Here is a 17,782-nt window from a genome sequence, read left to right on the forward strand (position 1 = left end):
TGCGCTCGTCGAGGCCTCAGACGATGCCTTTGCTCACTCCTCCCGGCTGCACAGCCACTCGGTGTCGAAGCGGAAGGCGTTGAGAATATCGTCCTGGGTGAAGCCGTAGCCCGCCAGGGTATCCTCCCATTCCTGGGTATTGCGGTAGTCGAGCAGCACCTCGTCGAAGGCGTCGCGCAGCGTCTCCGCGTCCGGCGGGAAGGTGAAGGCCCCCCAGCTGCGCACGATCTCGCCGTCGATGACCGGGTCCTCGAAGTTCTGCACCACCTCGACCTTGGAGTCCTGGGCATCCAACTGGCTCACGGTGAGTCCCGTGCCGGCATAGGCGTCGACCTCGCCGCCGAGCAGGGTATCGATCGCCGCCTCGTTCTCGCCGATCTGGATCACCTGGTCGTCCGGCACCCCGAGCGCTTGCATGATACCGACCTGGGTCGCCCCCTCCAGCACCGCCACGCGGATGTCGTCGCGCTCGGCGAAATCGGCATAGCCGGCGATCTCCAGCGGATTGGCCGCTCGCACCAGCAGGCCCTCGCCGTAGGAGGTGTTGGGGGCGGAGAACAGCACGCGCTCGCAGCGTGATGGACGGATGGCCATCTCGGCGGCGGCCATGTCGAAGCGACCTTCCTCGAGGCCGGGAATCAGGTCGCCGAAGGTGGTCTCGATCCATTCGATCGACTCGATGCCCAGCTCGTCCAACAGGTGCAGGGCGACCTCGGGGCCCGCCCCGCGGGGCTCTCCGTGCTCGTCGATATAGCCGTAGGGCTCCTCATTGGCCACGGCGATGCGAATGCTGCCGCGTTCGCGAATCTCCTCCAGGGTGGCGGCACTGGTATCGGCACCGGCCAGGCCGAGCAGTAGCGCCGTGATGGCCAGTCGCATCGGCCAGCCGGTTCTGCTGTCGTTGCGCATGGGCGAACGTCCCTCCGTGGGTGATGGCCCCGAGTTTCGCCGCGGGCCTGAGAGCCTTAGGCATCAACATAGGAGACGGGGACGGCTCACGCCAGGCGGGGCCTCAGCGGCCGAGGTTGATCTCCAGGCGCTGGCCGCCACCCAGCGACACCTGGCGGATGATGATCCGGCGTTCGCCGCTGGCAGGGTCGACCACGCTGCCGGAGAGGTAGAACTCCCCGGCGGGAAGTCCGTCGAGGCGAAAGTGACCGTTGCCGTCGGTGCGGGTGGTATGGGTGTACTCCCGGGCCCGGGGGTCGGCGGGTTCCACGGCGCGTCCGGCCAGGGCCTGCTCGGCAGCTTCGGCGGAGTAGGTGGTCACCGGCGCCACCGAGACGATCTCGCCGGCGCCGGGGGTGCCGTTGAGGCTCAGGCGACCGCTGATGACGCCGCTGCCGGTCCTCTGCAGGGCGGCGTACTCCGCTTCGGGAAACGCCACCTGCCGGGCCACCCGGCCCGGGGCCGGACGCGCCACCCCGGGCTCGCGCTCGGTGCCGATGTCGATCACCTCGATGCGCTCGGTCGGCGCCGGCGCGGGGGGCATGATTTCGCACCCGGTCAGCAACACGGCGAGCAGCATGACAAGAATCCAGCGTTTCATGATCTCTCTCCCGGTATGGTCATTCCGGGCCCGGCAGGTGGCCCAGAGCAGGGAGAGCTTAACGCAAAAAGGCCGCCGATCGATGATCGGCGGCCCTTCGGGAGCGCTGGCCGGCGCGGGGCCGGCTCGGCTCTGTCGTCTTACTTGGCGACCTTGGTGGCGGTCTCTTGAACCTGCTTGACGCTCTCTTCGGTCAGCTTCTGGCTCTTCTGCACGAAGTCCTGCTGCAGGGAGGCGACCTTCTCGGCGTCGCCCTTGAGGCGCTCGGTCAGGTCCTTGGCGACCTTCTGCTGGCCTTCCATGTAGGTGCGCAGGCCTTCGGCATCCTTGACGTTCATCAGGCTGCGCAGCTGCGCCAGGCCGGTGTCGGTGTAGGCCTTGCCGGCGTCGAGCTGGGCGTTGACCAGCTTCTCGGTGTAGTCGACCGAGAGCGACGCGTAGGCGCGGGCCGGACCGAAGAACATGGACTCGAACTGCTCGGTGAACTGCTTGGTATCGAAGTTTTGCATCGTGAAACCCTCCGGGGCTCTATGAAGTATCGGGAAGCCACACGGCGGTGTCGCGTTTCCCTTCCTGTTGCAGCGCACAATAGCAGAGTGTTTTGTGCACTGCAACATCCTTTTGCGCGCCGCGGCGACCGGTGGATCAGTCCTGACAGAGCCGCTCGCGGGCGCCGTCGTGATCGAGCTCGTGGCCGGAAGGCAGCGCCGCCCGCGGGTCCAGGAGCCAGGCGGCGATGTCCGCGTGGGTCATCGCATCGCCGCTGTAGCGGGTCAACATGTGGAAGCCCTCGGGGTAGAGCACCAGCCGGTGGGCCGGCCGGTCGGGCAGGCGCTCGAGCAGCCGGCAGATCGGTTCCGGGGGAATGACCTCGTCCTGCTCGCCGTAGAGCAGCAGGGTCGGTGGTGGCAGGCGTGCACCGGCCCGGCTGGCGGCATCCATCAGCCGGATCAGGCCATGGAGGGTGTCGATGCGGGCACGCCGCTGGATCAGGGGATCGTCGAGCATGGCGCGTATCACCTCCGGATCGTCGGTGGGGCGGATGCCCAGGCGGCGCGTGACACGGGAGGTGAGACTCAGGCCCGGGAAGAGGCGCACGGCAAGCCGCAGGCCGAGCCGCTGGTACCAGGGCATGGTCTCGAGGCCCCACACCGCCGGCGCGATCAATACGGCACCGTCCGCCTCGGCAGGCGAGTCGCCGGTGAGGGCGAGCATGGCCACGGCCCCACCCATGCTCTTGCCGATCAGGTAGAGGGGGGGCGCGGGGTAGCGCTGGCGCAGCAGGCGGAGCACCAGGCGCGCGTCGTCGACCAGGCGCTGCTCGCCATGCCAAAGGCCGCGTCCGCTGGTGGTGCCGAAGCCGCGCTGGTCGATGGCATGCACGGCGATGCCCCGGCCGCGCAGCGACAGGGCCAGGGGTTCGAGGCTGCCGGCATGGTCGTTGAATCCATGCAATGCCAGTACCACCGCCTCGGGGTCACCCGGCGGTAGCCAGCGGCGCATCGGCAGCTGGTAACCGTCCTCGGCGACCACCCGGCCGTCGCGCAGTTCGGCGGTGGCGCCGGGCGGGGGATCGGGCGGTGCGGGCGCGGTGGCGGCACAGCCGGCCAGCCAGACGACCAGGAGTAGCGGCCGTCGCCGCACGGCCCTTGTCCAGCGAGAGTGGCTGCCTGTCATGCCCGGTTCCGTCCTGGCCTGGGATTCATCACCTCGACGACCATAGCGGAGCCCGGAGGGATTGGCGAGGGCCGTCTTGCAAGCGGCGCCCGGCGGCACCATGGTGAGAAGACGTTTCCCTGCAGCGTCCTTCGACGAGGAGAAGGCCATGAGCGACCATCGCATCGAGCGTGACAGCATGGGCGAGCTCGAGGTGCCCGCAGAGGCCCTCTACGGTGCCCAGACCCAGCGCGCAGTGAACAACTTCCCGGTCTCCGGCCAGCCCATGCCGGCGGCCTTCATCCATGCCATCGCGCGGATCAAGCTGGCCGCGGCCAGGGTCAACCGGGAGCTCGGGCTGCTCGACGCCGAACGGGCCGCGGCGATCGCCGCCGCCGCCGAGGCGGTGATCGCCGGCGAGCACGACGACCAGTTCCCGGTGGATGTCTTCCAGACGGGCTCCGGCACCTCGAGCAACATGAACGTCAACGAGGTGATCGCCCACCTGGCCAGTCGCGACGGCCTGGCGGTGGGGCCCAACGACCACGTCAACATGGGCCAGTCGAGCAACGACGTCATCCCCACCGCCATCCACCTCTCGGCGGCGCTGGAGGTGCAGTCGCGGCTGCGGCCGGCGCTGGTGCATTTGCGTCAGACCATCGAGGTCCGCGCCGCCGAGCTCGACCACGTGGTCAAGACCGGGCGGACGCACCTGATGGATGCCATGCCGCTGCGCATGAGCCAGGAGCTGGGGGGCTGGTCGAGTCAGGTAGGGCAGGCCATCGAGCGCTTCGACAGCGCCATGGTTCGCCTCTGCCGGCTGGCCCAGGGCGGTACGGCGGTGGGCTCCGGCATCAACGCCCCCCCCGGGTTCGCGGACCGCATGGCCCGGGACCTGAGCGAGCAGACCGGGTTGGCGTTCGCCCCCAATGACAGCTTCTTCGCCGGCCTGGCCTCCCAGGATGCCGCCGTGGAGCTGTCGGGCCAGCTCCGCGGGCTCGCCTGCGTGGTGATGAAGATCGCCAACGACCTGCGCTGGATGAACTCCGGCCCCCTGGCGGGGCTCGGCGAGATCGAGCTCGAGGCCCTGCAGCCGGGCAGTTCGATCATGCCGGGCAAGGTCAATCCGGTGATTCCCGAGTCCGCCGCCCAGGTCGCGGCCCAGGTGATCGGCCTCGATACCGCGGTGACGGTGGCCGGCCAGAGCGGCAATTTCCAGCTCAACGTCATGCTGCCGCTGGTGGCCAACAACCTGATCACCGCCATCGACCTGATGGCCAATACCGCCTGGCTGCTGGCCGATCGCGCCATCGCCACCTTCAAGGTGCGCGAGGAGAACCTGCGGCAGCCGCTGTCGCGCAATCCCATCCTGGTGACGGCGCTCAACCCGGTGATCGGCTACGACGCCGCGGCGGCCATCGCCAAGAAGGCCTACCAGGCGGGTCGCCCGATCCTCGAGGTGGCCGAGGAGGAGACCGACCTCGCCCGCGAGGAGCTCGAGCGGCTGCTCGACCCCGCGGCCCTGACCCGGGGCGGGATTCCCGGGTAGGGGGCCCTTGCCTGGCCGAACCGGCTGCCGCCGCGACCTCGGTACGAGCGGTGGGCGCTATTCGAGAGAGCATGCTGCGTATCGAACGGCCGGCGCTTTCCCCGGGTCTCATGCTCAGAAGTATCTCCGAGCGAGGTTGGGAAGGGGGAGTCATGACGAGTCGCAGCAAGGTATTGCGCTTTTCCGGCCAGCACACCGTCGACTGCTCGTCATGCCGGTCGAGTCCCCTCTGTTTCACCGGACGACTGCCGGTCGACGAGATCGCCGAGCTCGGCGATATCATTCGTCCGCTGGCGACGCTGAACAAGGGCGACCCCCTGATCCTGCAGGGCTCGCCCTTCACCAGTCTCTTCATGGTGCGCTCCGGCAGTCTCAAGCAGGCTACCACGACCGGCAGCGACGAATATCTGGTCACGGCGTTCTTCCTTTCGGGCGAGTTGATCGGCCTCGATGCCATCGGCGAAGGCCGCTACCCGGGCAGTGTCGTGTCACTGGAGACCGCCACGGTATGCGAATTGCCGTTCGCGGAGTTCCTGGAGCTGGGTACCCGCGTGCCCGAGTTGCGCCGGCGGTTTCTGCGTAACCTGAGCCTGGAAGTGGGCAGCGAACGGCTGGGGATGCGCCTGCTGCTGCGCCGCACCGCCGAGGTGCGGCTGGCGTACTTCCTCGTCGCCATGTCCGAGCGTTTCAGGCGCCGTGGCTATTCGCCCTATCGCTTCCGCTTGGCGATGCCACGCGGGGATATCGCCAACTACCTGGGGCTGACGGTGGAAACCGTCGGTCGTACCCTGGTGCGCTATCGTGACCAGGGGCTGCTCGTCACTCGTGGCCCAGAGGTCCATATCCTCGACATGCCGCGGCTGGAGCGCCTGGCCGAGGCCAGCGGGCGGCGCAGGCGCGAGGCCTGACCGAGGCCTCGCCGGACGTGCCGGTGGCATTGCCTTGACCCGATGCCGGCTCGCCCGGGTGGGCCGTCACGCCGGTGTCGATTGCGCCAGCCTCTCGCCGAGGATGCGACATTCGGCACGCTTCTGGGCGGCGAAGTCGCGCAGGGGCCGGTGCAGCTCCGGCGTGGCATTGGTCTCCAGCAGCCAGTCGAAGAACAGACGCGAGTCCTCGGCATCCTCCAGGGCCTGTACGAGCGCCTGCCTCTCCAGGGGGCCATCGACGACGAAGAGGCGCTGCCGCTTGCCTGGCGGCGCCTCCTCGGCGTCGTCGGCGACGATGCAGGCCTCGAGCCCCAGAGCCCCGGCCACGTCCTGCAGGGTCTCGAGTCGCTGTTCGTTCTCCCTGCCCAGTTCGGCCATCAGGTGGCCGGCATCGGGTGCGGTGGCCAGGAGCCGACGTGCGAGGCCCCGATAGCGACGCCTCTCCTGCGTCTCGTGAGCGCTGGCCAGCGCGAGCTGTTCCTGGGGCAGCAGGGTGAGGGCGGTAAAGTCGATCATGGGTCGTCGTACCTCTGTGGAAGTCTCGTGTGGCCATGAAGTGAGGCGGGAGAGCATCGGCCGAGTGTCAGCGTAGAGAGCGGACGCTGGAATCGGCCATGACAGCTATCAACTTACGGGACGAATGCCTGGAACGCGTCTCCATCGCCGGTGGAACGCCCGGTGGGGCGTGACAGTTGTCAAGTTTCGGGTCGAATGGTGCAGAGTGGCTGCATTATTTCAGGCATGGTGTCGGGGCTCGGCGAGCGGGGGAGGAGCTGCCTCGTGCCGCCGGCCCGAGCCAACGACCATTCTGGAGCTGACGTATTCACCGACATGAGCTGCTTGCACCTGCCCCTGGGCCTGCCCCTGGAAGAGATCCCCGAACTCCACGATGCCGAGACGTTCACGCTGCTGAGAAAGGACGAAGTGCTCTTCGAGCAGGGAACACCGTTCGCCGGTCTGTTCCTGGTGCGCTCGGGGAGCCTCAAGCAGGTCTCGACGATCCACGGAGGCGACCCCCTGGTCATGGCCTATGCGATGCCGGGAGACCTGGTGGGGCTGGATGCCATTGGCCAGAACGTCTACCCGGGCACCGCCCTGGCGCTGGAGACCCTGACGGTGAGTGTGCTATCGCAGGAGCGGGTCAGCGAACTCGGCGCCCAGGTGCCCGAACTGCGGCAGCAGTTGTGCCGCAACCTGAGCCAGGAGGTGCACGACGAGCGGCTGATGCTCAGGTCGTTGCTGCACAGGACCGCCGTAGGGCGACTGGCGTATTTCTTCGTCGCCATGTCGATGCGCTTCCGGCGCCGCGGCTACTCGCCCACCCAGTTTCGCCTGGCGCTGTCGCGCAGCGACATCGCCAGCTACCTGGGACTGACGGTGGAGACCGTCAGCCGTACCCTGGCGCACTTCCACAAGCAGGAACTGCTCAAGGCCAGCGGGCGTGACTTCCATATTCTCGACCTCGACGGACTCATCCGCCTGGCCGAGTCGAGCGGCCGGCGGGGTGGGAGGTAGCAGCGGACTCCCGGCGGGACAATCACGCGGCCAGTCCTTGACGGTACATGGCGATGTGGCGCGCCAGTCGTTCCACCTGCTTCGGGGTCAGGCGCAGGCCGAGCTTGGTGCGGCGCCATAGGATGTCCTCGGCGCTGCGTGCCCATTCGTGATCGATCAGGTAGTCCACCTCGGCGCTCGTCAGTCCGGCGCCGAACGTCTCACCCAGCTCGCTCTCGGCGCGGACGCCTTCGAGGAAGCGCAAGCAGAGGCTGCCGTAGCTGCGGGCGAAGCGCCGCGCCCTGGTCGCGCCGAGGAAGGGGTAGTCGGCCAGCAGGCGAGCGGTGAAGGCGTCCTGGTCGCCGATGTCGCCACCGGGCAGGGGCGCCGTGGCGGTCCAGGGCGGCGCCATGCCGGGGAGACTGGGCCGCAGGGTGCGCAGGGCCGCTTCGGCGAGCTTGCGGTAGGTGGTGATCTTGCCGCCGAACACCGACAGCAGGGGGGCGCCGTCGTTGTCCAGGTCGAGGGTGTAGTCGCGGGTCATGGCCGACGGGTCCGCCGACTCGTCATCGCACAGCGGTCGCACGCCGGCGAAGGTGCGGATGACGTCGCTGCGGGTCAGCGGGGTGCTGAAGTGGTCGTTGACCACGGACAGCAGGTAGTCGATCTCCTCCTCGGTGGCCTCGACCCGGGAGGGGTCTCCCTCGTAGCGACGGTCGGTGGTGCCGATCAGGCTGAACGACTCCTCGTAGGGCAGCACGAAGACGATGCGCCGATCGGTGTGCTGCAGGATGTAGGCGCGATTGTCGCGGTTGAGACGGGGAACGATCAGGTGACTGCCACGGATCATGCGGATGGCATAGCGCGAGCGTCGTCCCGCCTGGTGCCGCACCACGCTCTCCACCCAGGGGCCCGCGGCATTGACCAGTGCCCGCGCCCGGCGCTCGAAGCGGGCGCCGCTCTCCACGTCCTCCAGGCGAATGACCCAGTGGCCCGCCTCCTGCCGGGTTCCGACGCAGCGGGTGCGTACCAGGATCTCGGCGCCATGCGCCCGCGCCTGGATGGCATTGAGTACCACCAGGCGCGCGTCATCCACCCAGCAGTCGGAGTACTCGAAACCGCGAGAGATGTCGGGGCTGAGCCCGTCGTCCTCGGCGAACCGCACGCTCCGTGAGCCGGCCAAACGCTGCCGCCGACCCAGGTGATCGTAGAGGAAGAGGCCCGTGCGCAGCATCCAGGCCGGCCGCAGGTGCGGGCGGTGAGGCAGGATGAAGCGCAGTGGCCAGATGATGTGGGGCGCCTTGGCCAGCAGCACCTCGCGCTCGCGCAGGGCCTCGCGAACCAGGCGGAACTCGCGATGCTCCAGATAGCGCAGGCCGCCATGGATCAGCTTGCTGCTGGCCGAGGAGGTGGCGCTGGCCAGGTCGGCCTGCTCGCACAGCGCCACCCGCAGGCCTCGCCCGGCGGCATCGACGGCAATGCCGGCACCGTTGATGCCGCCCCCGATGACGAAGAGATCGAGCATGTCGTTCGCCCTGCCACTCATGAATGTCTCCTGCCCGACCATCCCGGGCCGTTGTCGTCATGATTGATGTTAGAAAACGAAAATAGTTTAATCGAAAGCGAACATCAAGAGGCGAGGCGAACTTCTCCCGTCCTGGTGGGTGTCGATGGCGGGACGAGCCGTATCAGGCGATATGCAGGGCCACGTCGTGCGCCTCGAGCAGGCGCAGGATGGCCTCCGGCGGGCGGCGGTCGGTGAACAGGGCGTCGATCTGGCCGAGATTTCCCTGGCGTACGACGGGGTTACGGTGGAACTTGGAGTGGTCGGCGGCGAGGAACACCTGGCGGGAGTTGCGAATGATCGCCTGGGCGACACGCACCTCCTGATAGTCGAACTCGAGCAGCGAGCCGTCCTCGTCGATGCCGCTGATGCCGATGATGCCGAAGTCGACCTTGAACTGGTTGATGAAGTCGATGGTGGCTTCGCCGATGATGCCGCCGTCCCGGGCGCGCACCTGGCCGCCGGCGATGATCACGTTGAAGTCCTCCTGGTGCTGGAGGATGGCCGCCACCTTGAGGTTGTTGGTGATCACCTCCAGGCCCTGGTGCTCGAGCAGGGCCTCGGCCACCACTTCGTTGCTGGTGCCGATGTTGATGAACAGCGAGGAGTGGTCGGGAACATGGCGGGCCAGCAGGGCGGCGATGCGTTGCTTGGCGTCCAGGTTCAGGGTCTTGCGGGTGTTGTAGGCGGTGTTGACCGTGCTCGACTCGAGCCCGGCGCCGCCATGGACCCGGCGGATCAGGCCCTCGCCTGCCAGGGCATTGAGGTCGCGCCGGATGGTCTGGGGGGTGACCGTGAAATGATCGGTGAGCTGCTCGATGCTGGCATAGCCCTGGCGGCGGACCAGGTCGACGATGGCGTCCTGTCGTTGCTGCTGGTTCATGTCGGCTCCTTGTCAATCGCCCCATTGTAGGCCATCCCGGGGGGAGGGAGCAGGCCGCAGGAGGGTATCGTTAGACAAAAGTCGTAAAGCAATACGAACACACTACAGTACTCTTGGTGATCATAAACGAACATCCAACCACAGGAACCATCATGGCCGACTACCTGCTTGCCATCGACCAGGGCACCACCAGCTCGCGCGCCATCCTCTTCGATCGCGAAGGGCGCAACCGGGCCATGGCCCAACGCGAGTTCGCCCAGCACTTTCCCGCCGACGGCTGGGTCGAACATGACCCCGAGGCGATCTGGGAAACGGTGCTCGCCACCTGTCGCGAGGTGATCGAGCGCGCCGGTGTCCGGGTCGAGGAGATCGCCGGCATCGGCATCACCAACCAGCGCGAGACCACGCTGCTGTGGGACAGGGCGACCGGCGAGCCGCTGCACAATGCCATCGTCTGGCAGGACAGGCGCACGGCGGATACCTGCCAGCGGCTGCGCGAGGCGGGGCATACCGCGGCGGTGCAGGCGAGCACGGGGCTGCTGATCGACCCCTACTTCTCGGCCACCAAGCTGGCCTGGCTGCTGGAGAACGTCGACGGGGCCCGGGCGCGGGCCGAGCGCGGCGAGCTGGCCTTCGGCACGGTCGACAGTTTCCTGATCTGGCGACTCACCGGCGGGCGGATGCATGCCACCGATGCCACCAATGCCTCGCGCACGGCGCTGTTCAACATCCACGAGCAGCGCTGGGACCCGGCGCTGCTCGAGCTCTTCGGCATCCCCGAGAGCCTGCTGCCCGAGGTGAAGGACTCCAGCGACGACTTCGGCACCGTCGAGGCGAAATGGCTGGGCGGCGAGCTGCCCATCGCCGGGGTGGCCGGCGACCAGCAGGCGGCGCTGTTCGGCCAGGCCTGCTTCGAGCCGGGCATGGGCAAGAGCACCTACGGCACCGGCTGCTTCATGATCGTCAACACCGGCGAAGCCGCCGAGACCTCCCGCAACCGCCTGCTGACCACCATCGGCTATCGCCTCCATGGCAAGCCGACCTACGCCATGGAGGGCAGCATCTTCGTGGCCGGTGCCACGGTGCAGTGGCTGCGCGACGGCCTGCAGCTGTTCGCCGATGCCGCCGAGACCGAGGCCCTGGCACGACAGACCCGCAGTGGCCATAGTGTCTATCTGGTCCCGGCCTTCACCGGGCTGGGGGCGCCCCACTGGGACCCGAAGGCGCGGGGGGCGATCCTCGGCCTGACCCGGGACACCGGCATCGCCGAGATCGTCGCCGCCGGCCTGCAGGCGGTCTGCTACCAGACCCGCGACCTGCAGGTCTGCATGAGCGATGACATGGCGGCCACGCCGAGCATCCTGCGGGTGGATGGCGGCATGGTCAGCAACAACTGGGTGATGCAGTTCCTCGCCGACATGCTCGGCGTCCAGGTCGACCGCCCCTCGGTGCTCGAGACCACCGCCCTGGGGGCGGCCTATCTCGCCGGGCTGCGCCTCGGCTGGTACCGTGACCTGGACGAGATCGCCGGGCTCTGGCAGTGCGAGCGCAGTTTCGTCCCGCAGATGGAGGAGGGCGAACGCGAACGCCTCTACCAGGGCTGGCAGGAGGCGGTGGAAAGGGTGAAAAGCGGTCGCTGAGGGCTTGCAAACGCCAGTGGTTTCGGTAATATACGCATCCGTTGCCGCGGCGCCGAGCGCGTCGTGCGGCCGACAGGATGCGCCGATGCAGGACCATAGCTCAGTTGGTTAGAGCGCCACGTTGACATCGTGGAGGTCGGCGGTTCAAATCCGCCTGGTCCTACCATTCCCTGGCGGCTGCGATCCTGGCAACAGCGTGACAGGACCATAGCTCAGTTGGTTAGAGCGCCACGTTGACATCGTGGAGGTCGGCGGTTCAAATCCGCCTGGTCCTACCAGCTCCCGAGACGCCCCCGCAGCCCCGCTGCGGGGGCGTCTCTCATTCCAGATCCGTTTGTTCGACGAAGACGTCCACCAGGGCCTCGATGCCGGCCTGGTCGGCGGCCGTGAAGCGGTCGCGCAGCGGGCTGTCCAGGTCGAGCACGCCCCACAGGCGATCACCGGCCAGGATGGGCACCACCAGCTCGGCCTGCGAGTCGGCATCGCAGGCGATATGGTCGTCCACGGCATGCACATCCGCCACGCGCTGGGTCTGCCGGGTGCGCGCCGCGGCGCCGCAGACCCCCTTGTCGAAGGGGATCGGATGGCAGGCGGGCTTGCCCTGGAAGGGGCCCAGGCCGAGCAGTCCGGGCTCGCGCTGCAGGTAGAAACCGGCCCAGTTGAGGTCGGGGAGTTCCTGCATCAGGAAGGCGCAGGTCTGGGCGCTGTTGACCAGCCAGTCGCGGGTGTCGAGCAGGGCCCCGAGCTGGCGGGCAAGCAGGGGATAGTCGGGCGTCATGGTGGCTCCTTCAACGACAGGGTCGGCGCAGTGGCCGACCCTGTAGGTACCTCGAATCGTGGCGTCGCTCGGGGCTGATCCTGCGGCCTGCCCAGAAATGTTTCAGCATTATCAATGCGTTGGGCATGGGTGGGTGGCAGGTTGCCAGCGCTGCCGGTCCCTATGGGGTCAGACCCCGGCGGCGTCGAATCCGCTCGCAAGACGCACTATGACGGGCTTCGCGACTTGGCTGGGGTCTGACCCCAAAGGGGCAGCCTCGGCGCCTTCTTCGGCGAACAAGCTATCAACGTCGAGAAAAACGTGGGGGCAGGCGATCGAGCTGCCCTTACTTCCAGCCGGGAACCGCCTGCGGTCCAAACAGTTCGTTCGCCTTGGCCTCGACCTCCTCGGTCTGGTAGGCCTCGACCAGCTGCCGGATGGCCTCGCGCTCCTCGTCACCGCCGCGTACCACGATCAGGTTGACATAGGGGGACTCCGCGCCCTCCTTGATCAGGGCGTCGTCCAGGCTCAGGCCGGCCGGCTGGGCGAAGGTGTTGTTGATGAAGGCCATGTCCACGTCGGGCAGCACGCGCGGCAGCTGGGCGGCCTCGATCTCGCGGAAGTCGAAGTCGTGCGGATTCTCGACGATGTCCAGAGGCGTGGCCTCCAGGTTCGCCGGGTCGGCGAGTTCGATGAGCTCCAGGTTGTGCATCAGGATCAGGGCGCGCCCTTCGTTGGAGGGGTCGTTGGGCAGGGCGATGGTGGCCCCGTCCGGCAGCTCCTCGATGCTGTCGTACTTCTCGGAGTAGGCGCCGATCGGGTAGACGAAGGTGTAGCCGGCGATGGCGAAGTCGTAACCCCGATCCTCCACCATGCTCTGCATGTAGGGCTCGTGCTGGTAGGCGTTGGCGTCCAGGCTCCCGTCGGCCAGCGCGGCGTTGGGCGAGACGTAGTCGGTGAACTCGACGATCTCCACCTCGAGACCGAACTCCTCGCGGGCGATGCCGGCGGCGACTTCCATCACCTCGGTCTCGGGACCGGCCACGGTGCCGATCTTGATGGACCGGGGCTCGTCGGCGTCGTCGTCGCCGCAGCCGGCCAGCAGGGTGGCGCCGGCCAGGGTGGCGGCGCCGAGCAGACGGGGTAGGGTCAGTTGCATGGTCTTACTCTCCTTTGCGTGCCGCGCTCAGGTGGCGAGGCTGTGAAATCGGGTGCCAGGGGAGCGCTGATTTATGTCGCGAGCGAAGAGAGGCTGGTCGCCGCCGGAGCGCAACAACCGGAGTTGACTGGGGTGCTCAATGAGGATTGTGAGCACCGCCGGCGGCCAGGATCTCGAGCGCAGCAATAAATCAGTGCTCCCCGGTTACTTGTGGTCGGTACGCCGCACCAGGTGGTCGCCGAGCATCTGGAAGCCCTGCACCATCACCACCAGGATCACCACGGTGATCAGCATCACCGTGGGATCGAAGCGATTGTAGCCGTAGCGGATGCCCAGGTCGCCCAGGCCGCCGCCGCCCACGGCGCCGGCCATGGCCGAATAGCTGATCAGGGTCACCACGGTGATGGTCAGCCCGGTGAAGATACCGCCCCTGGCCTCCGGCAGCAGCACCTTGAGGATGATCTGCCGGGGCGTGGCCCCCATGGACTGGGCGGCCTCCACCAGGCCGGGCGGCACCTCGTTCAGGGCGCCCTCCACCAGCCGCGCCACGAAGGGGATGGCGGCGATGGTCAGCGGCACGATGGCGGCGTTGGTGCCGATGGAGGTGCCGACGAGCAGCCGCGTGAAGGGAATGATCGCCACCATCAGGATGATGAAGGGCACCGAGCGGCCGACGTTGGTCACGGTGCCGAGCACCTGGCTGGCCAGGGGGTGGGCCAGTACCTGCCCCGGGCGGGTGACGTAGAGCAGCACGCCCAGGGGCACGCCGAGCAGCGCCGAGATCAGCCCCGAGACCCCCACCATGTAGAGGGTGTCCAGGGTGGCCCTGAGGATGAGCTCAAGCATCGCGCTGGACATGGCCGAGCACCTCCACGTGAAGATCATGGGTTTCGAGATAGTCGATGGCGCGGGCGGTCTCGCTCGTCGCGCCGATCAGCTCGGCGATCATCAGCCCCAGGGTGCGCTCCTGGATCGACTCGACCTTGGCCTGCAGGATACTCACGTCCACGCCGCACTCCCGGGCCAGCCGCGAGATCAGCGGGGTCGAGACGGCGTCGCCCGAGAAGGCCAGGCGCACCACCGGATGGGTGTGCTCGCCGGGGGTCTCCTCGAGACGCTCGATCAGCGCCCGGGGCGGCTCGAGCTGCAGGAAGTCGTTGAGGAAGTCGCGGCCCAGCCGGGTGCGCGGGGCGGTAAAGAAGTCGCCGACGTCGGCCTCCTCGACCAGCTCGCCATCGGAGATCAGGCTGACCCGATGGCAGATCGACTTGACCACCTCCATCTCGTGGGTGATCAGCAGGATGGTCAGGCCGAGCTTGTGGTTGATGTCGCGCAGCAGCGCCAGGATCGAACCGGTGGTCTGGGGATCGAGTGCCGAGGTGGCCTCGTCGCACAGCAGCACCCGCGGGCGGCTGGCGAGCGCCCGGGCGATGGCGACCCGCTGCTTCTGGCCGCCGGAGAGCCGGGCGGGGTACTGGTCGGCCTTGTCGGCCAGGCCGACGAGCTCCAGCAGCGGGGTGACCCGTTCGCGGATCGCCGCGCGCGTCATGCCCATCAGCTCCAGCGGCAGCGCCACGTTGTCGAAGACGTTACGGTTGGTCAGCAGGTTGAAGTGCTGGAAGATCATGCCGATGCGATGGCGCGCCTGGTTGAGGGCGCCGTTGGCGAGGCCGGTGAGCTCCTGGCCGTCGACGGTGACGGTACCGGCGGTGGGGCGCTCGAGCAGGTTGACGCAGCGGATCAGCGTCGACTTGCCGGCCCCGGACAGGCCGATCACGCCGTGGATCTGCCCCGGCGGAACGTGCAGGTCGACGTTCTTCAGGGCCTCGACGACCCTGGGGTCGGCGTCTCGCCCGGGCGGGGCGCCGTGGTTCCCTGAGCGCCCCTGGCGGTGGCCCTTGAGATAGTAGGTCTTGGAAACATTGTGCAGTCGGATCATGGAAGCCTCCGCGGGGGGAGGGCGCCCGGGCGGTGCGGGCCGTGCAGCGAGGGCAAAAAAAGCCACCCTTGGAGGGTGGCCATCAACGCTGGACACACCCTTTTAGCTGCACTTCGCCGCGCCTGCCTCGAGGAGGCAGGCGCGACGCTGGCGCCCGCAATCCGGGTACAAATCGGCGCCTTCAAAATGTGGGGCGAAGGCTAAGACCAAAGCCGAAAGCTGTCAAGCTTGCTGGTGAATGGTCCCATCGTTACGCTTTCCGATCAGTAGATCGTCCCGAATATGCAGGAAAAGCAGAATGATTTTCTGATGCTGGCGGCCTCGGACCTTCCCAGGGCAATCGCCGCTACCCAAAGAGAGAGGCGCCGGAACAGCCTCGAGCGTTACCGCCATCTGCGATAGCCCTGCGGGGCATCCTCGGCGCATGGACGGCGGGCCCGGGAATTCCCTACACTGTCAGGCTTTCCGATATTCCGCGGCCGATGACCGCAATAGCGAGGAGCGCCAATGTTTACAGGCATCGTGCAGGGCACGGCGGAAGTGGTCGCCATCGAGGAGGCCGAGGCCTTTCGCACCCATGTGGTCACGCTGCCCGAGGCGCTGTGCCGCGGGCTCGAGATCGGCGCCTCGGTGGCCCACAACGGTGTCTGCCTGACGGCGACCGCCATCGACGGCGAACGGGTCAGCTTCGACCTGATGCGCGAGACCCTCAGGCTGACCAATCTTGGTGCGCTGCGGGTGGGGGATCGCGTCAACATCGAGCGGGCGGCACGCTTCGGCGACGAGATCGGCGGTCACGCCATGTCCGGTCACGTCATGGCCATGGCCGAACTGGTGGAGCTCGACGAGGCACCCAACAACCGGCGGCTATGGTTCGAGCTGCCCCACGCCCTGGGGCGCTTCCTGTTCGACAAGGGCTACATCGGGGTGGACGGCATCAGCCTGACCATCGGCGAGGTGAAGCCTGCCACGGCGACCCGGGGGCCGCGCTTCTGCGTCAACCTGATTCCCGAGACCCTGGCACGCACCATCCTGGTCGATCGAGCGCCCGGGGATCTCGTCAATATCGAGATCGACCCCCAGACCCAGGCCATCGTCGAGACCGTGGAGCGTGTCCTGGCCGCGCGCGGGGCCTGACCAGGAGGCTGGCTTGACCACTCCGTCAAGTCTGCGTTGGAAGCTCGGCTGGCGAATGGCCCGTTGGTTGCTTATATAAGGCAGACCGAGCCGTATCATGGGCGGCCCGCTGCCTCGCATCCCGACAGGGCATTGGGTACCATAGGCGGCTTTTCTCGCACTCCGGACGACGACACCGTCCCCGCGCAGGAACGACAACGATGCTGAAACGCCTGATGGACGAGCATTTCAAGCTGGCCGAGCACAATACCGATGTAAAGACCGAGGTCATTGCCGGGATCACCACCTTCCTGACCATGGCCTACATCATCTTCGTCAACCCCAGCATCCTCTCCGAGACGGGCATGGACGCTGGCGCCGTCTTCGTCGCCACCTGCCTCGCCGCGGCCCTGGGTTCTCTGATCATGGGGCTGTGGGCCAACTATCCGATCGCCCAGGCGCCGGGCATGGGGCTCAACGCCTTCTTCACCTATGGCGTGGTGCTGGGCATGGGCTACACCTGGGAGGCGGCGCTGGGGGCGGTATTCTTCTCCGGCTTCTGCTTCTTCCTGCTCAGCGTGTTCCGGGTGCGCGAGTGGATCATCAACTCGATCCCGCTCTCCCTGCGCCTGGGCATCGCCGCGGGTATCGGCCTCTTCCTGGCGATGATCGCGCTGAAGAACGCCGGCATCGTGGTCGCCAATCCGGCCACCTATGTGTCGCTGGGCGACCTGTCGCAGCCACCGGCGATCTATGCATTGCTGGGTTTCTTCGTCATCACCGCGCTGGCCTATCTGAAGGTCACCGGGGCGGTGATGATCGGCATACTGGGCATCACCGTGCTGGCCATGATTCTCGGTCACAACGAGTACGGCGGCCTGATGTCCATGCCGCCCTCCATCGCCCCGACCTTCATGGCGCTCGACCTGGCCGGCGCCCTGGATGTGGCGATGCTCAGCGTGATCTTCGCCTTCCTGTTCGTCGACCTGTTCGACACCTCCGGCACATTGGTGGGCGTGGCCCACCGCGGCGGCCTGCTCGACAAGGACGGCAAGCTACCCCGGCTCGGGCGCGCCATGATGGCCGACAGTGGTGCCTCCATGGCCGGTGCCGTGCTCGGCACCTCCACCACCACCAGCTACATCGAGTCTACCGCGGGCATCGCCTCGGGTGGGCGCACCGGCCTGACCGCCGTGGTGGTGGCCGTGCTCTTCCTGGTCAGCCTGTTCTTCGCCCCCCTGGCGGGCTCCATTCCGGCCTACGCCACCGCCGGGGCGCTGCTCTACGTGGCGGTGCTGATGGCCGGCAGCCTGGCCCACGCCAACTGGGAAGACCCCACCGATGCCGCCCCGGTGCTGATCGCCGCCCTGGCCATGCCGCTGACCTTCTCGATCGCCGAGGGCATCGCCCTGGGCTTCATCAGCTACGCTGCCATCAAGGCGTTGTCCGGGCGCTTCAAGGACCTCAACCCGGCGGTGATCGTGCTGGCGCTGCTGTTCGCGACCAAGTTCCTCTTCATCGACTGACCCATACCGACCGCATTCACA

Annotated in this window: 17 protein-coding genes and 2 tRNA genes; 8 read left to right on the forward strand and 11 right to left on the reverse strand. The window is 67.5% G+C overall.

Annotation, left to right across the window (positions count from 1 at the left end; translation table 11 throughout):
- Nucleotides 1-33: 33 nt before the first annotated feature.
- The 4 genes from ehuB to CR157_RS12910 all read right to left on the reverse strand — a co-directional run bounded on the left by ehuB (nt 34) and on the right by CR157_RS12910 (nt 3,226).
- Nucleotides 34-909 (reverse strand): ectoine/hydroxyectoine ABC transporter substrate-binding protein EhuB, encoded by an 876-nt coding sequence (gene ehuB / locus CR157_RS12895; RefSeq protein ID WP_181422055.1) that lies wholly within the window; start codon nt 907-909, stop codon nt 34-36.
- Between the two features lie 103 nt (nt 910-1,012).
- Nucleotides 1,013-1,549, reverse strand: coding sequence for a carboxypeptidase-like regulatory domain-containing protein (locus CR157_RS12900; protein ID WP_110283916.1), 537 nt, complete (start codon nt 1,547-1,549; stop codon nt 1,013-1,015).
- 140 nt (nt 1,550-1,689) lie between these two features.
- Nucleotides 1,690-2,058, reverse strand: coding sequence for a phasin family protein (locus CR157_RS12905; RefSeq protein WP_110283917.1), 369 nt, complete (start codon nt 2,056-2,058; stop codon nt 1,690-1,692).
- 136 nt (nt 2,059-2,194) lie between these two features.
- Entirely contained in the window at nt 2,195-3,226 is a 1,032-nt protein-coding gene (locus CR157_RS12910) for an alpha/beta hydrolase (RefSeq protein WP_110283918.1), read from the reverse strand.
- 148 nt (nt 3,227-3,374) lie between these two features.
- On the opposite strand from CR157_RS12910, the gene CR157_RS12915 reads away from it, so the two are divergent.
- Both CR157_RS12915 and CR157_RS12920 read left to right on the forward strand, forming a co-directional pair.
- Nucleotides 3,375-4,754, forward strand: coding sequence for a class II fumarate hydratase (locus CR157_RS12915; protein WP_110283919.1), 1,380 nt, complete (start codon nt 3,375-3,377; stop codon nt 4,752-4,754).
- A gap of 152 nt (nt 4,755-4,906) precedes the next feature.
- On the forward strand, nt 4,907-5,662 hold the full coding sequence (locus CR157_RS12920) for a helix-turn-helix domain-containing protein (protein ID WP_181422056.1): 756 nt from the start codon (nt 4,907-4,909) through the stop codon (nt 5,660-5,662).
- Nucleotides 5,663-5,728: 66 nt separating this feature from the next.
- Here CR157_RS12920 and CR157_RS12925 read toward each other — a convergent pair whose 3' ends face one another.
- Complete coding sequence (locus tag CR157_RS12925) at nt 5,729-6,199, reverse strand: hypothetical protein (protein WP_110283921.1); 471 nt, start codon at nt 6,197-6,199, stop codon at nt 5,729-5,731.
- Nucleotides 6,200-6,514: 315 nt separating this feature from the next.
- On the opposite strand from CR157_RS12925, the gene CR157_RS12930 reads away from it, so the two are divergent.
- Nucleotides 6,515-7,198: a helix-turn-helix domain-containing protein gene (locus CR157_RS12930; RefSeq protein ID WP_181422057.1), complete on the forward strand. Its 684-nt coding sequence runs from the start codon at nt 6,515-6,517 to the stop codon at nt 7,196-7,198.
- 22 nt (nt 7,199-7,220) lie between these two features.
- Here the strand turns inward: CR157_RS12930 and glpD are convergent, their stop codons facing one another.
- Complete coding sequence (gene glpD, locus CR157_RS12935; RefSeq protein WP_110283923.1) at nt 7,221-8,723, reverse strand: glycerol-3-phosphate dehydrogenase; 1,503 nt, start codon at nt 8,721-8,723, stop codon at nt 7,221-7,223.
- Between the two features lie 142 nt (nt 8,724-8,865).
- Nucleotides 8,866-9,624: a DeoR/GlpR family transcriptional regulator gene (locus CR157_RS12940; protein ID WP_110283924.1), complete on the reverse strand. Its 759-nt coding sequence runs from the start codon at nt 9,622-9,624 to the stop codon at nt 8,866-8,868.
- Between the two features lie 152 nt (nt 9,625-9,776).
- On the opposite strand from CR157_RS12940, the gene glpK reads away from it, so the two are divergent.
- The 3 genes from glpK to CR157_RS12955 all read left to right on the forward strand — a co-directional run bounded on the left by glpK (nt 9,777) and on the right by CR157_RS12955 (nt 11,542).
- A complete protein-coding gene (gene glpK, locus CR157_RS12945) occupies nt 9,777-11,264 on the forward strand; it encodes a glycerol kinase GlpK (RefSeq protein ID WP_110283925.1) in 1,488 nt (495 codons plus the stop codon).
- An 89-nt stretch (nt 11,265-11,353) separates the two neighbouring features.
- Nucleotides 11,354-11,430, forward strand: a tRNA-Val gene (locus CR157_RS12950).
- A gap of 35 nt (nt 11,431-11,465) precedes the next feature.
- Nucleotides 11,466-11,542: transfer RNA gene (locus CR157_RS12955), tRNA-Val, on the forward strand.
- A gap of 41 nt (nt 11,543-11,583) precedes the next feature.
- Here the strand turns inward: CR157_RS12955 and CR157_RS12960 are convergent.
- From CR157_RS12960 to CR157_RS12975, 4 genes are all read right to left on the reverse strand, one after another.
- Nucleotides 11,584-12,042, reverse strand: a complete 459-nt coding sequence (locus tag CR157_RS12960) for a GAF domain-containing protein (RefSeq protein WP_110283926.1) — start codon at nt 12,040-12,042, stop codon at nt 11,584-11,586.
- 325 nt (nt 12,043-12,367) lie between these two features.
- Nucleotides 12,368-13,180 carry a MetQ/NlpA family ABC transporter substrate-binding protein gene (locus tag CR157_RS12965; protein ID WP_110283927.1) on the reverse strand — a complete coding sequence of 271 codons (813 nt, stop codon included), beginning with the start codon at nt 13,178-13,180 and terminating at the stop codon, nt 12,368-12,370.
- A 204-nt stretch (nt 13,181-13,384) separates the two neighbouring features.
- Nucleotides 13,385-14,038, reverse strand: a complete 654-nt coding sequence (locus CR157_RS12970; RefSeq protein WP_110283928.1) for a methionine ABC transporter permease — start codon at nt 14,036-14,038, stop codon at nt 13,385-13,387.
- Nucleotides 14,019-15,119 carry a methionine ABC transporter ATP-binding protein gene (locus tag CR157_RS12975; RefSeq protein WP_110283929.1) on the reverse strand — a complete coding sequence of 367 codons (1,101 nt, stop codon included), beginning with the start codon at nt 15,117-15,119 and terminating at the stop codon, nt 14,019-14,021. Before CR157_RS12975 ends, CR157_RS12970 begins: the two co-directional genes overlap by 20 nt.
- A gap of 507 nt (nt 15,120-15,626) precedes the next feature.
- On the opposite strand from CR157_RS12975, the gene CR157_RS12980 reads away from it, so the two are divergent.
- On the forward strand, nt 15,627-16,256 hold the full coding sequence (locus CR157_RS12980) for a riboflavin synthase subunit alpha (RefSeq protein ID WP_110283930.1): 630 nt from the start codon (nt 15,627-15,629) through the stop codon (nt 16,254-16,256).
- A 200-nt stretch (nt 16,257-16,456) separates the two neighbouring features.
- The gene (locus tag CR157_RS12985; protein ID WP_110283931.1) at nt 16,457-17,761 is read left to right on the forward strand and encodes an NCS2 family permease; all 1,305 of its coding nucleotides are present in this window, start codon (nt 16,457-16,459) and stop codon (nt 17,759-17,761) included.
- The last annotated feature ends 21 nt before the right edge of the window (nt 17,762-17,782 follow it).

This window comes from Halomonas sp. LBP4, from assembly GCF_003202205.1.
Lineage (GTDB): Bacteria > Pseudomonadota > Gammaproteobacteria > Pseudomonadales > Halomonadaceae > Halomonas > Halomonas flagellata.